The organism is Micropruina sp., assembly GCF_027492755.1.
Taxonomy (GTDB): Bacteria; Actinomycetota; Actinomycetes; order Propionibacteriales; family Propionibacteriaceae; genus Micropruina.
On the sequence record NZ_JAPUED010000121.1, the window covers coordinates 1 to 11,748 of the forward strand.

Genomic DNA, 11,748 nt, shown 5'->3' on the forward strand with positions numbered 1-11,748 from the left:
GGCGACGGCTGGTGGGTGAACGTCCGGGCGTCGAACACCGAACCGCTGCTACGGCTCAACGTCGAATCCCGCGACGCCGCCCAGATGGCGTCGCTGCGCGACGAGGCCCTGGCCATCATCCGAGGAGAAGCAGATGCCTGACCTGACCCACGACGTGCTCGACCTGCTGGTCTGCCCGGCCTGCCACAGCACCTTCACCTGGGACTACGAGGCGTCCGAACTGGTCTGCACCGGCACCGACTGCGGCCTGGCCTACCCGCTGCGCGGCGGCATCCCGATCCTGCTGATCGACGAGGCCCGGCGGCCGACCCGCGACTGAGCCATGTTCGACTTCGACGATTCCCGGCTGGAGGATCCGGAGGTGCTGGCCGCCGCCGCGCCGCTACTGATGAACCTGGCGTCCTCGGGTGCCCGGGTGCGCCGCGAGGCAGCGATGGCCGAGGCGCCGCTGGCCGCCCTCGACGACGTCGACCGGCCCCGTGCGGTGATCGCCTACGGGCCCGAGGCCCGGCTGTTGCGCGCGGTGCTCGAACCGGTCTGCCCGGTGCCGTTCGTCGCCTGGCCGGCGCTCGGCCTGCCCGGCTGGGTGGGTCCGCTGGACATCGTCCTGCTGATCGGACGCCGCGGCCCGGAAAGCATGGCGGTGGCGCATGAGGCGGTCCGCCGCGGCTGCCGGCTGATCGTGGCCTGCCCGCCGGATTCCCCGCTGGCCGAGCGGTCGGCGTCCCGATCGACCACACTGCTGCCGGTGAACACCGGCGACCCGCTGGCGGCCGCGGTGGTGTTCCTGGTGGCGCTGCACCGGCTCGGTCTGGGGCCCTCCACGAATCCGGAGGCGATCGCCGCAGCGATGGACGGCGTCGCCGAGCGCTGCGCGGCCCGCACCGACGTGTCGGTCAACCCGGCCAAGACGATGGCCCTCGACCTCGCCGACGCGTCCCCGCTGGTCTGGGGCGGCTCGGTGCTGGCGGCGCGGGCCAGCCGGCGCATCGTCGAGGCGCTGCGGCTGGCATCCGGACGCATCGGGCTGGCCGCCGACGCCTCCGACCTGCGGTCGCTGCTGCACCAGGCTCCGCCGCGCGACCCGTTCGCCGACCCGTTCGAGGAGGGCACCCAGGAACGGCGTCCGGGCCTGGTGCTGATCGACGACGGCCAGGACGACGCCGCGGCCGCCGAGGCCCGGCTGCGGCTGGAACGCACCGCCCAGGCCGCCGACATTCGGATCACCCGGCTGGAGCACTTCGAGGATTCCGTCGTCGAGCGCTACGCGACGGTGCTGCTCACGGGCTTGTTCAGTGCCGCCTACCTGCAGATCGGCCTGGGCCGGACAGCGCCCTGACCCACCTGCGGTGCGCCGGCTCGGCGCGACGACCCGGCATTGCAGTCCGCACTACGGTGGGCTGATGGCCCTCACCGATGAAGACGGCTGGACCGCCAGCTACGAGGCGGCATGTGTCTCGCTGGCCAGCGGCTGTACCCCGGAGAGACTCCGTGACGTCCTGGCCGGCCCGGGAGCAACGGAATTCCCGTCGGCGGACGAGGCGGGCAACTGGGTGATGGACAGCGACCGCTACGACCGTTCGTGGTCGGCGTTCGGGTGGTATCAGGGCGTGGCCGTGGCGTGGGAGGACAACGGCTTCGCCGGCACGGACCCGGACAACGCAGCCAAACTCTCCGCCGGCGGCAGGTTCGCGAGCATGTTCTGGAACGTGAACGCGGTGATGCAGTTCAGCTACCTGTCCGACGGCCAGGTACTGCGGCAGTTCGATCCGCTGTTCCACAACGAAGACGAGGACCCGAACCAACTCGGCCAGGAACTCGCTGCCGAAAGGGAGCTGGACTGGTCGGCGGCGCCGGTTCGCAGCGGCCTGGCCCTGGTCGCCGACCTCTTCGGCATCACCGCCATCACCCCGACCATCCTGGCGGCGCCCGGCGTCCGCTTCTTCGGGTATCGCAGGTAGCCGCGGTTGCGGAGTCAGCCGCGCGGGATCTCGAACCGGACCAGCCGGCCGCGGCCGGCGCCGAGATCGGCCCACCGGCAGTCGAGCTCCAGCACCGCCAGTGCGCTGGTCGGGTAGTGCCGGACGGCCTCGTCGGTCAAATCGGACGGCTCGGCCAGCAACTCGATCAGCGAACTCATCGTCGGCTCGTGGCCCAGCACCATCGCGGTGCCGACCGCCTCGTCCAGGTCACGCAGCAGGTCGACCACCGAGTCTTCCCAGGCTCCGTAGAGGGCGTCGGTGAAGGTGACCTGACCGGCGGTGGCTCCGCCGAGTTCAGCCGTCCGCCAGGTTTCCCGGGTCCGGGTCGACGAGGACGACAGCACGGCCCCGATCGAGTAGTCGGCGAGGATCGCACCGGCGACGGCGGCGTCACGCAGCCCGCGGGCCGCCAACGGGCGCTCGTGATCGGGATCGTTGGTGCTCCACGACGACTTGGCGTGACGCATCACGATCAGGGTGTGAGACATGGCTGCGGCTCAGGCGTCGTCGCCGGGGCGCATCGACGCCCAGATCTCTTTGCACTCCGGGCACACCGGGAATTTGTCCGGGTTGCGGCTCGGCACCCACACCTTGCCGCACAGCGCCACCACCGGGGTGCCCATCACCATCGCCTCGGTGAGCTTGTTCTTCGGCACGTAGTGGCTGAATCGCTCGTGGTCGCCCTCGTCGACCCGCAGATCGGTGCGCTCGTCGAGGATCGTCTGTGCGCCGGGTGCCATCTCGGTCATAGCTCCACACTCTAATCACCTGTCGCCGGTTGCCGGCAGGGCGCGGAGCTGCCCGTGTCGCGGGGATGCCGGACGATGAGTGCCCGCTTGGCCAGCTGGGCTGCGGAGATCCCGGCGTTCGCCGGGATGACCGGGCAGCGTTGGGGGCTCTTCGTCATCCCGGCGGAGGCCGGGATCTCGGTTCGGCGGCGACATGACGCGTCCGCTTGGGTCGTTCATGTCCGGCATGGTGGGATTGACCGGGTGGAGGCACTCGCGGTGGTCGGTGGACGGCTGGCGACCGGTCTGCGCGATGTGACCGCCGACCTGGCCGCGCTGGACTCGTCCGGCTTCTGGGCGGTGGTGCTGCCCTTCGAGGGTGACCCGGTGTGCGCCCGCTTCGACCAGGTGAGGCCGGCGACGCCGTGGCGCGGACGCCCCTGGCGCGGCCCGGCGCGTGACTCCTGGACGTCCTCGCTGGACGAGGCAGCCTTCAACGCCGGCGTCGCCGCGATCCGCGACGAGATCGCGGCCGGCGGGGTCTATCAGGTGAACCTGACCAGGCGGCTCAGCGCCCCGCTGCCGCCCGACTGGTCGATCGCGGCCCTGGGCGCGGCGCTGGCGCGAGGAAATCCGGCACCGTTCAGTGCCGTCGTGCAGCTGCCCGAGCAGGGCATTCATGTCGCCTCGGCCTCACCCGAGCTCTTCCTCGGACGTCGCGGCAACACTGTCTGGTCGTCGCCGATCAAGGGCACCGCGGCCAGTGCGGACGGCTTCCTGGCCAAGGACTCGGCCGAGAACGTGATGATCGTCGACCTGGTCCGCAACGACCTCGGCCGGGTGTGCGTGACCGGCACGGTGGAAACCCCCGCGCTGCTCTCCGTCGAGGCACATCCGGGCCTTTTCCATCTGGTCTCCACCGTGCGCGGACGCCTCCGTCCGGACGCCGGCTGGCCCGAACTCGTTGCCGCCACCTTCCCGCCGGGCTCGGTCACCGGCGCCCCGAAGCTGGCCGCGCTGGACGTGATCCGCCGGCTCGAGCCGGTGCCCCGCGGGGTGTACTGCGGTGCCGTCGGCTGGGTTGACGCCGACCGTGCCGAGGGTGAGCTGAACGTCGCCATCCGCACCTTCTGGGCCTCGGACGGACGCCTCCACCTGGGCACCGGGGGCGGCATCACCTGGGATTCCGACCCGGCGGGAGAGTGGGCCGAAACGCGGCTCAAGGCGTCCAATCTGCTCGCGGTCGTCTCGGGGCCTCCGGCGCGTACCGGTTCGGCTGGCGCGACGGCGTCGTAGACTCCGAGCCGTGCAGAAGGTGGCCCAGTGAGCGGGAAGGCCGATCGTCGGTGGCTCACGATCGGGCTGATGATGTGCGTGATGGCGATCTCGTTCGAGTCCTACGCCGTCCTCACCGCGATGCCTGCCGCCGCCCGTGACCTGGGCAACCTGTCGTTGTACGCGTGGACCTTCACCGCGTTCGTGATCGCGATGACCTTCAGCATCGTGGCGTCCGGACAGTTCAGCGACCGCTACGGACCGATCCAGCCGATGATGTGGGGCTTCGGCATCTTCGCCGCCGGCCTGGTGCTGGCCGCGTTGGCACCCAGCATGTGGGTGCTGCTGGTCGCTCGATTCACCCAGGGTCTCGGCGCCGGCACCATGAACGTCGCTGTGATGGTGCTGATCGCTCGCGCCTACGACGAGGCCCAGCGGGCGAGGCTGATGATGTGGTTCTCGGCCTGCTGGATGCTGCCGGCCTTCGTCGGTCCGCCGCTGGCCGGCTGGATCGTCCAGATCAGCTCCTGGCACTACGTGTTCTGGTCGGTGCTGCCGTTCATGGCGGTGGGCGGACTCCTGGTGCTGCGGCCGTTGCGGCACATCGAACTCACCCCCGAAGAGCCGCACGAACTGAAGAAGCGGCTGATGCTGCTGGCCGCCGCCGTGGCCGCCGGGCTGGCGCTGATCCAGTGGGCCGGCCAGGAGCTCGACCTGTGGTCGGCGCTGTGGGCCGCGGTCGGCCTGGCCGCGGTGGTGTTCGGCCTGCCGCCGCTGCTGCCCAAGACCATCGACTGGACCGGACGCGGCATCTCGGGCGTGGTGGGTGCCCGGCTGTTCAGTGCCGGCGCCTTCTTCGGTGCCCAGTCGTTCCTGCCGTTGATGCTGACCGAGGCCCGCGGCCTCGAGGCGGTGATCACCGGCGTCACGCTGACCGTCGGCTCGGTCGGCTGGATGCTGGGCGCGCTGCTGCAATCGCAGAGCTGGCTGTCCTGGCGGCGCGACCAGATGATCATCGTCGGCGTGGCGGGGATCGCCCTGGGCATCGCGGTGCTGGCCGTGGCCGCCTACTTCCCGCAGTCCTGGCTGGGCCTGGTGATGATCGCCTGGATCATCGCCGGGTTCGGCATGGGCCTGCAGAACCCGAGCACCTCGCTGGCCGTCATGCAGCTCTCCGACGACGCCGAGCTGGGCCGCAACACGTCCTCGCTGCAGGTCGGCGAGTCGCTGGGCAGCAGCCTGTTCACCGGCCTGGCCGGCGCCTGGTTCGCCCACTTCCACCTGACTGCCGAGTTGCCGTTCACCTTCGGCGGGCTGATGGTGATGATGGTGGTGGTCGGGGCGATCGCGGTGCTGCTGGCCTATCGGATCGGCCCCGTGCCCGCCGCCGAGGATTAGCCACGATGGACGAGGTCGACCGCATCATCGCCGCCTGGCGGGCCGAGGCGCCCGGGCTCGACACCGAACCGCTGGCGGTGCTGTCCCGGGTGAGCCGGCTGGCCCGGCATCTCGATCTCGCCCGCAAGCGGTGTTTCGCCGCTCACGGGCTGGAGGTCTGGGAGTTCGACGTGCTGGCCGCGCTGCGCCGCGAAGGCCCGCCGTACGAGTTGTCGCCCGGCGAGCTGATCCACCAGACGCTGTCCTCCAGCGGCACCATGACCAACCGGATCGACCGGCTCACCGAGCGTGGGCTGGTGGAGCGGCTGGCCAATCCCGCCGATCGGCGCGGCGTCCGCGTCCGGCTCAGCGGTGAGGGTGCGGAGACCGTGGGTGCGGCGATGGACGATCTGGTCGCTTTCGAGCGCGGCGTCCTGGAGCCGTTGACGCCGCCGGTGCGGCACCAGTTGGCCACCGCGCTGCGGACGCTGCTGGTCGACTTCGAGGTGCCGTCCGGTAGCTGACGACCCGGGCGCGGGCGCGCCATGGAACCTCCGCGTGCGGCGGTAGGTGCGTCCCCTAGGGTGGTGCCGTTCACCGACGCAAGGATTCCAACGATGGCCCTGTCGAACCCGTATCTCGCCGAACTGGCTGCCGAATTCGGCATTGCCACTGAGTTCTGGGATTGGAAGGGTCGGCTCACCGAGATCTCGGACGAAACCGTGATCGCGGTACTGGCCGCGATGGAGATCGACGCCAGCACCGCCGAGACCGCTGCGGCCGCGGTGCAGGAGCGCCGGATGCGGGCCTGGCGACGGGCGCTGCCGCCCTGCACCGTGATGCAGCAGGGCGCACCCCAGCAGGTGCGGGTACACGTCCCCGACGGTGCCGCGGTAGAGGTCTGGGTCCGGCTCGAGGACGGCGGCACCCGCGAACTGCGGCAGTTGCCCAACGACGAACCGGCCCGGATGGTCGACGACCACCTGATGGGGGAGGCCAGCTTCGAGGTGCCCGGTGACCTGCCGCCCGGCTACCACCGGATCGGTTGCCGCACCGCGGAATGGACGGCCGAGGCCACCCTGATCGTGTCGCCGCACTTCCTCGGCTTCCCGCCGGCGATGGGCGAGAAGCGGGTGTGGGGATACGCCACCCAGCTGTACAGCGTCCGTTCAGCGGATTCGTGGGGGATCGGCGATCTGTCCGACCTGTCCGACCTGGCCACCTGGTCGGCCACCCAGCAGTTCGCCTCCTACGTGCTGGTCAACCCGCTGCACGCGGCCCAGCCGATGACTCCGCTGGAACCCTCGCCCTACCTGCCCACCTCGCGGCGCTACGTGAACCCGATCTACATCCGTCCCGAGGCGATCGCCGAGTACGCCACCCTCGACGAGCGGCAGCGGGCCAGGGTCGCCCAGCTGCGCGGCAAGCTCGCCAAGAACCTGGCCAACGAGCCGCTGATCAAGCGGGACCAGGTGTGGCGGGCCAAGCTGAAGGCGCTGCGGGTGATCTTCGAGGCGGGCCTGAAACCGACCCGGCTGATGAGCCTGAACGACTTCGTCCGCAAAGAGGGACGGCCGCTGTCGCAGTTCGCGACCTGGTGCGCGCTGGTGCACGAGTACGGGATGAACTGGCGGGAGTGGCCGGTCGAGCTGCGCCGTCCGTCCTCGCCCGAGGTGGCGCGGTTCGCGGTCGATCACGTCGGCGAGATCGTCTTCTTCTCCTGGCTGCAGTGGGTGGCCGACGAGCAGCTGCGCGACGCTCAGTCGGCGGCGAAGGCGGCCGGCATGCGGGTCGGGATCATGAACGACCTGGCCGTGGGGGTGAGCGGCCACAGTGCCGAGGCGTGGATGCTGGGCGACACCTTCGCCCGCGGCGTCTCGGTGGGTGCGCCGCCGGACCACTTCAACCAGACCGGCCAGGACTGGGGTCAGGCGCCGTGGCGTCCGGACCGGCTGGCCGACTTGAGCTACGCGCCGTTCCGCAACATGGTGGCCGGGATCCTGCGGCATTCCGGCGGCATCCGGGTCGACCACATCATGGGTCTGTTCCGGCTCTGGTGGGTGCCCGAGGGGATGGGCCCGACGCACGGCACCTACGTGCGGTACAACCACGAGGCGATGGTCGGCATCCTGGTGCTCGAGGCGCAGCGGGCCGGTGCGGTCGTGGTCGGCGAGGACCTCGGAGTGGTCGAACCGTGGGTGCGGGTCTACCTGCGCGACCGCGGCATTCTCGGCACCTCGATCGCCTGGTTCGAGCGCGGCGACGACGGCCAGATCCTGCCGCCGGAGTCATGGCGCGAGTACTGCATGGCCTCGGTGACCACTCACGACCTGCCGCCCACCGCCGGGTATCTGGATGCCGCGCACGTCAAGCTGCAGCACGAGCTGGGCCTGCTCACCGAGGACCTGGACGTCGAACTGGCCGGCGCCGCCCGCGAGCGCGACGACTGGCTGCGGATGCTGCGCGAGCGCGGCCTGCTGACCGTCGACGATCCGTCCACCGAGGACATCGTGCTGGCCATGCACCGGTTCCTGGTCGCCACCCCGGCCCGGATGCTCTGCGCGGCGCTCACCGACGCCGTCGGCGACCATCGCACCCAGAACCAGCCCGGCACCGTCGACCAGTACCCCAACTGGCGGGTGCCCCTGTCCGGCCCCGACGGCCAGCCGATGAGCCTGGAGGACGTCTTCCACTCCGAGCACGCCCTACGCCTCTCGGCGGTGATGAACGGCTTCGTCGTCCCGCCCACCGCCCACCGTTCCACGTCCGAGTTCATCATCGGCACCGACTGACCGGACCCGGTGACCAAGGGAACCGTCCCTGGTGACCAAAGGAACCGTCCCCTTTGGTCACCGCGCACGGTTCTCCCGGTCACCCGGTCGGGGTCATCACCTCGACGCGGTTGCCGAAGGCGTCCCAGCAGTGGAAGCGCTGGTAGCCGGCGAAGGACGTCCGCTGCGCCCAGCTGAGCTCGAAGCCGGCGGACGCGATCCGTTCGCCGAGCGCCTCCAGGTCGGCCACCGAGTCGACCAGGACGGCGGGGTGGGCCAGCCGGGCCGGGACGAACTGCTCATCGGCCAGGACGTGCACCTCCAGCGTGATCGCGCCCGAGGAGTCGAAGGCCCGGAACCACCGCACCGGACGGCCGGCGAGCTCGGGCGGGGGAGCCACCTCGGTCAGCCCCATGGCGTCGCGCCAGAAGGCCCGGGCGCCGTCGTCGCCGCCGACCGGCATGATCACTTGGACGTGATGGAGCTTCATGGATTCTCCTCCTTGCGGTTCGATCGCGCGATCGATCACAGCTGTCGCCTTAGGTCCTCTGCTTTCGGGAAATACGCCGAAAGCAGTGCATGGACCCGAAAGTAGTGGTCGATCGCGCGATCGGCACTGCCCCAGAGGTGCGGGATGTACCCCGGCAACGCACAGCACCTCCAGATCGATCGGTCGCGGGCCGTCCCAGCAGCCGCCCCGACATGCCGAGCCGGACCTCCGACACACCCGGGATTTGAAGACGCCCGCCGGCCTGTGACAGAATCGTCAGGTTGCTCCGCGGCGGTATGCCGCGGCGCCCCCAGGCGGATGAGTCGTCAGCCGGGCCCTACCACGAACGAAATTGCGATCGTGTGCGGCCCTGAATGGCCCGACACGCCCGACCGCGGGGGTCGGAGCAGCAGTATCCGACGAGAAGAAGGAAAATCAGTGGCGGGACAGAAGATCCGGATCCGACTCCGGGCCTACGACCACGAGGTCATTGACTCCTCGGCGAAGAAGATCGTCGACACCGTGACCCGTACCGGCGCCAAGGTGGCGGGCCCCGTGCCCCTGCCCACCGAGAAGAACGTGTTCTGCGTGATCCGTTCTCCGCACAAGTACAAGGACAGCCGCGAGCACTTCGAGATGCGCACGCACAAGCGGCTGATCGACATCCTCGACCCCACGCCGAAGACGGTCGATTCGCTGATGCGGCTCGACCTGCCGGCCGGTGTCGATATCGAGATCAAGCTCCCCTGAGGTCGCCGAACATGTCTAACGAACGCAAAGTGAAGGGCCTGCTGGGCACCAAGCTCGGTATGACCCAGACCTGGGACGACAACAACAAGGTCGTTCCGGTCACCGTGATCCAGGCCGGGCCGTGCGTTGTCACGCAGGTCCGCTCGCCCGAGAAGGACGGCTACTCCGCCGTCCAGCTGGCCTTCGGCGCCGTCAAGCCGACCAAGGTCACCAAGCCCGCCGCCGGCCACTTCGATGCTGCCGGGGTCACCCCGCGCAAGCACCTGGTCGAGCTGCGCACCGCCGACGCCGCCGAGTACACCCTCGGCCAGGAGCTGCTCGCCGATGTCTTCGCCGCCGCCGACGTGGTCGACGTGACCGGCGTCAGCAAGGGCAAGGGCACCGCCGGCGTGATGAAGCGGCACGGCTTCCACGGTCTGCGCGCCTCGCACGGTGTGCACCGCAAGCACCGCTCGCCGGGCTCCATCGGCGGCTCGTCCACCCCTTCGAAGGTGTTCAAGGGCATGCGGATGGCCGGCCGGATGGGCGTCGACAAGGTGACCGTCCAGAACCTCACGATCCACGCCGTCGACGCCGAGCGCGGGCTGATCCTGGTCAAGGGCTCCGTGCCCGGCCCCAAGGGTTCGCTCGTCGTGGTGCGCACGGCCGCCAAGAAGGGTGCTGCCGAATGAGCGAGAAGCAGACCGTCAAGGTGCTGGGCTCGAAGGCCACGGCCGACCTGCCGGGCGACTACTTCGACGTCCAGACCAACGTGCCGCTGATCCACCAGGTCGTGGTGGCCCAGCAGGCTGCCGCCCGCCAGGGCACGCACGCCACCAAGACCCGCGGTGAGGTCGCCGGTGGCGGCGCCAAGCCGTGGCGCCAGAAGGGCACCGGCCGCGCCCGTCAGGGTTCGCGCCGCGCCCCGCAGTGGACCGGCGGTGGCGTCGTCCACGGCCCGCAGCCGCGCAGCTACGCCCAGCGGACGCCCAAGAAGATGATCGCCGCCGCGCTCCGCGGTGCGCTCTCCGATCGGGCCCGCGAGGGTCGCGTCCACGTGATCGACCAGATCGTGACGGGGGAGACCCCTTCCACCAAGGCCGCGCTTTCCGCGCTCTCGGCGGTGAGCGGCGCCAAGCTGCTGGTGATCCTTTCCCGCGACGAGGACGTGGCCTGGCTGAGCCTGCGCAACGTCGCCTCGGTGCACGCGATCGCGGTCGACCAGCTGAACACCTACGACGTGCTGGTGAGCGATGACGTGGTGTTCACCACCGCGGCGCTGGCGGTCTTCACCGGCCAGTCCGCTACCGAGGAGACTGCGCCCGCTAAGGAGGCCGGCAAGTGAGCGACTACAAGATCACCGACCATCGCGACATCCTGCTCGCGCCGGTCGTCAGCGAGAAGAGCTACGGCCTGCTCGACGAGAACAAGTACACCTTCGAGGTGGCGCGCGACGCGAACAAGACCCAGATCAAGATCGCGGTCGAGCAGGTCTTCGGCGTCAAGGTCACCAGCGTGAACACGATCAACCGCGTCGGCAAGCGCCGCCGCACCCGCTACGGCTGGGGTAAGCGTCCCGATGTGAAGCGGGCGATCGTCTCGGTGGCCGACGGCCAGCGCATCGACATCTTCTCCGGCCCGGCGGTCTGAGAGCGAAGAGGACGAGAACATGGCTATTCGTAAGTACAAGCCGACCACCCCGGGCCGTCGTGGCTCGTCGGTCTCGGACTTCGCCGAGCTGACCCGCTCCACCCCGGAGAAGTCGCTCACCACGTCGAAGCCGAAGACCGGTGGACGCAACAGCTCCGGCCGGATCACCACCCGGCACATCGGCGGCGGTCACAAGCAGGCCTACCGGCTGATCGACTTCAAGCGCTACGACAAGGACGGCGTGCCGGCCAAGGTCGCGCACATCGAGTACGACCCGAACCGCACCGCGCGGATCGCGCTGCTGCACTACGCCGACGGCGAGAAGCGCTACATCATCGCGCCGAACGGCCTCAAGCAGGGCCATCCGGTCGAGGCCGGCGAGGGTGCTGACATCAAGCCCGGCAACAACCTGCCGCTGCGCAACATCCCGGTCGGCACCACGGTGCACGCCGTGGAGCTGCGTCCCGGCGGCGGCGCCAAGATGGGCCGCTCGGCCGGTGCCCGCATCCAGCTGGTGGCCCGCGAGGGCAAGTACGCCACCCTGCGTCTGCCCTCGGGCGAGATGCGCATGGTCGACGTCCGCTGCCGGGCAACGGTCGGCGAGGTCGGCAACGCCGAGCAGTCGAACATCAACTGGGGCAAGGCCGGCCGCAACCGCTGGAAGGGCATCCGCCCGACCGTCCGCGGTGTGGTGATGAACCCGATCGACCACCCGCACGGTGGTGGCGAGGGTCGCACCTCCGGTG

The 11,748-nt window shown here is 70.1% G+C and carries 16 protein-coding genes; 13 read left to right on the forward strand and 3 right to left on the reverse strand.

Annotated features, from left to right (window positions below; genetic code table 11):
* From Q0066_RS08620 to Q0066_RS08635, 4 genes are all read left to right on the forward strand, one after another.
* Window positions 1-141, forward strand: a 141-nt coding sequence (locus tag Q0066_RS08620; RefSeq protein ID WP_298132043.1) for a hypothetical protein, incomplete at its 5' end; no start/stop codon positions are given.
* Window positions 134-319 carry a Trm112 family protein gene (locus Q0066_RS08625; protein WP_298132018.1) on the forward strand — a complete coding sequence of 62 codons (186 nt, stop codon included), beginning with the start codon at window positions 134-136 and terminating at the stop codon, window positions 317-319. The genes Q0066_RS08620 and Q0066_RS08625, both read left to right, overlap by 8 nt.
* Window positions 320-322: 3 nt before the next feature.
* Entirely contained in the window at window positions 323-1,339 is a 1,017-nt protein-coding gene (locus tag Q0066_RS08630) for an SIS domain-containing protein (protein ID WP_298132020.1), read from the forward strand.
* 64 nt (window positions 1,340-1,403) lie between these two features.
* Window positions 1,404-1,961, forward strand: a complete 558-nt coding sequence (locus Q0066_RS08635) for a DUF6461 domain-containing protein (RefSeq protein WP_298132022.1) — start codon at window positions 1,404-1,406, stop codon at window positions 1,959-1,961.
* Window positions 1,962-1,975: 14 nt separating this feature from the next.
* Here Q0066_RS08635 and Q0066_RS08640 read toward each other — a convergent pair whose 3' ends face one another.
* Window positions 1,976-2,470: a histidine phosphatase family protein gene (locus tag Q0066_RS08640; RefSeq protein ID WP_298132024.1), complete on the reverse strand. Its 495-nt coding sequence runs from the start codon at window positions 2,468-2,470 to the stop codon at window positions 1,976-1,978.
* A gap of 9 nt (window positions 2,471-2,479) precedes the next feature.
* A complete protein-coding gene (locus Q0066_RS08645; protein ID WP_298132026.1) occupies window positions 2,480-2,731 on the reverse strand; it encodes a DUF3039 domain-containing protein in 252 nt (83 codons plus the stop codon).
* Between the two features lie 75 nt (window positions 2,732-2,806).
* On the opposite strand from Q0066_RS08645, the gene Q0066_RS08650 reads away from it, so the two are divergent.
* From Q0066_RS08650 to malQ, 4 genes are all read left to right on the forward strand, one after another.
* Window positions 2,807-4,006, forward strand: coding sequence for a chorismate-binding protein (locus tag Q0066_RS08650; RefSeq protein ID WP_298132028.1), 1,200 nt, complete (start codon window positions 2,807-2,809; stop codon window positions 4,004-4,006).
* A gap of 27 nt (window positions 4,007-4,033) precedes the next feature.
* Window positions 4,034-5,383 (forward strand): MFS transporter, encoded by a 1,350-nt coding sequence (locus tag Q0066_RS08655; RefSeq protein ID WP_298132029.1) that lies wholly within the window; start codon window positions 4,034-4,036, stop codon window positions 5,381-5,383.
* Between the two features lie 5 nt (window positions 5,384-5,388).
* Window positions 5,389-5,886, forward strand: coding sequence for a MarR family transcriptional regulator (locus Q0066_RS08660; RefSeq protein WP_298132030.1), 498 nt, complete (start codon window positions 5,389-5,391; stop codon window positions 5,884-5,886).
* A gap of 93 nt (window positions 5,887-5,979) precedes the next feature.
* Entirely contained in the window at window positions 5,980-8,154 is a 2,175-nt protein-coding gene (malQ, locus tag Q0066_RS08665; protein WP_298132031.1) for a 4-alpha-glucanotransferase, read from the forward strand.
* Between the two features lie 79 nt (window positions 8,155-8,233).
* On the opposite strand, the gene Q0066_RS08670 is transcribed toward malQ, so the two are convergent.
* Window positions 8,234-8,623, reverse strand: a complete 390-nt coding sequence (locus Q0066_RS08670; RefSeq protein ID WP_298132033.1) for a VOC family protein — start codon at window positions 8,621-8,623, stop codon at window positions 8,234-8,236.
* A 438-nt stretch (window positions 8,624-9,061) separates the two neighbouring features.
* Here Q0066_RS08670 and rpsJ point away from each other — a divergent pair, with 438 nt between their 5' ends.
* The 5 genes from rpsJ to rplB all read left to right on the forward strand — a co-directional run.
* Window positions 9,062-9,373: a 30S ribosomal protein S10 gene (gene rpsJ, locus Q0066_RS08675; protein ID WP_020488540.1), complete on the forward strand. Its 312-nt coding sequence runs from the start codon at window positions 9,062-9,064 to the stop codon at window positions 9,371-9,373.
* Between the two features lie 11 nt (window positions 9,374-9,384).
* Window positions 9,385-10,044: a 50S ribosomal protein L3 gene (rplC, locus tag Q0066_RS08680; RefSeq protein WP_298132037.1), complete on the forward strand. Its 660-nt coding sequence runs from the start codon at window positions 9,385-9,387 to the stop codon at window positions 10,042-10,044.
* Window positions 10,041-10,697 (forward strand): 50S ribosomal protein L4, encoded by a 657-nt coding sequence (gene rplD, locus Q0066_RS08685; protein WP_298132038.1) that lies wholly within the window; start codon window positions 10,041-10,043, stop codon window positions 10,695-10,697. The genes rplC and rplD overlap by 4 nt, the downstream gene beginning before the upstream one ends.
* On the forward strand, window positions 10,694-11,002 hold the full coding sequence (gene rplW, locus Q0066_RS08690; protein WP_298132040.1) for a 50S ribosomal protein L23: 309 nt from the start codon (window positions 10,694-10,696) through the stop codon (window positions 11,000-11,002). Before rplD ends, rplW begins: the two co-directional genes overlap by 4 nt.
* A 19-nt stretch (window positions 11,003-11,021) precedes the next feature.
* On the forward strand, window positions 11,022-11,748 hold a 727-nt coding region (gene rplB, locus Q0066_RS08695; RefSeq protein WP_298132042.1), incomplete at its 3' end, for a 50S ribosomal protein L2.

Excerpts from the sequence above, each read along its gene's own strand:
- Q0066_RS08625 (WP_298132018.1), top strand. The coding sequence starts at position 134 with ATGCCTGACCTGACCCACGACGTGCTCGACCTGCTGGTCTGCCCGGCC.
- Q0066_RS08630 (WP_298132020.1), top strand. The coding sequence starts at position 323 with ATGTTCGACTTCGACGATTCCCGGCTGGAGGATCCGGAGGTGCTGGCC.
- Q0066_RS08635 (WP_298132022.1), top strand. The coding sequence starts at position 1,404 with ATGGCCCTCACCGATGAAGACGGCTGGACCGCCAGCTACGAGGCGGCA.
- Q0066_RS08640 (WP_298132024.1), bottom strand. The coding sequence starts at position 2,470 with ATGTCTCACACCCTGATCGTGATGCGTCACGCCAAGTCGTCGTGGAGC.
- Q0066_RS08645 (WP_298132026.1), bottom strand. The coding sequence starts at position 2,731 with ATGACCGAGATGGCACCCGGCGCACAGACGATCCTCGACGAGCGCACC.
- Q0066_RS08650 (WP_298132028.1), top strand. The coding sequence starts at position 2,807 with ATGAGTGCCCGCTTGGCCAGCTGGGCTGCGGAGATCCCGGCGTTCGCC.
- Q0066_RS08660 (WP_298132030.1), top strand. The coding sequence starts at position 5,389 with ATGGACGAGGTCGACCGCATCATCGCCGCCTGGCGGGCCGAGGCGCCC.
- malQ (WP_298132031.1), top strand. The coding sequence starts at position 5,980 with ATGGCCCTGTCGAACCCGTATCTCGCCGAACTGGCTGCCGAATTCGGC.
- Q0066_RS08670 (WP_298132033.1), bottom strand. The coding sequence starts at position 8,623 with ATGAAGCTCCATCACGTCCAAGTGATCATGCCGGTCGGCGGCGACGAC.
- rplC (WP_298132037.1), top strand. The coding sequence starts at position 9,385 with ATGTCTAACGAACGCAAAGTGAAGGGCCTGCTGGGCACCAAGCTCGGT.
- rplD (WP_298132038.1), top strand. The coding sequence starts at position 10,041 with ATGAGCGAGAAGCAGACCGTCAAGGTGCTGGGCTCGAAGGCCACGGCC.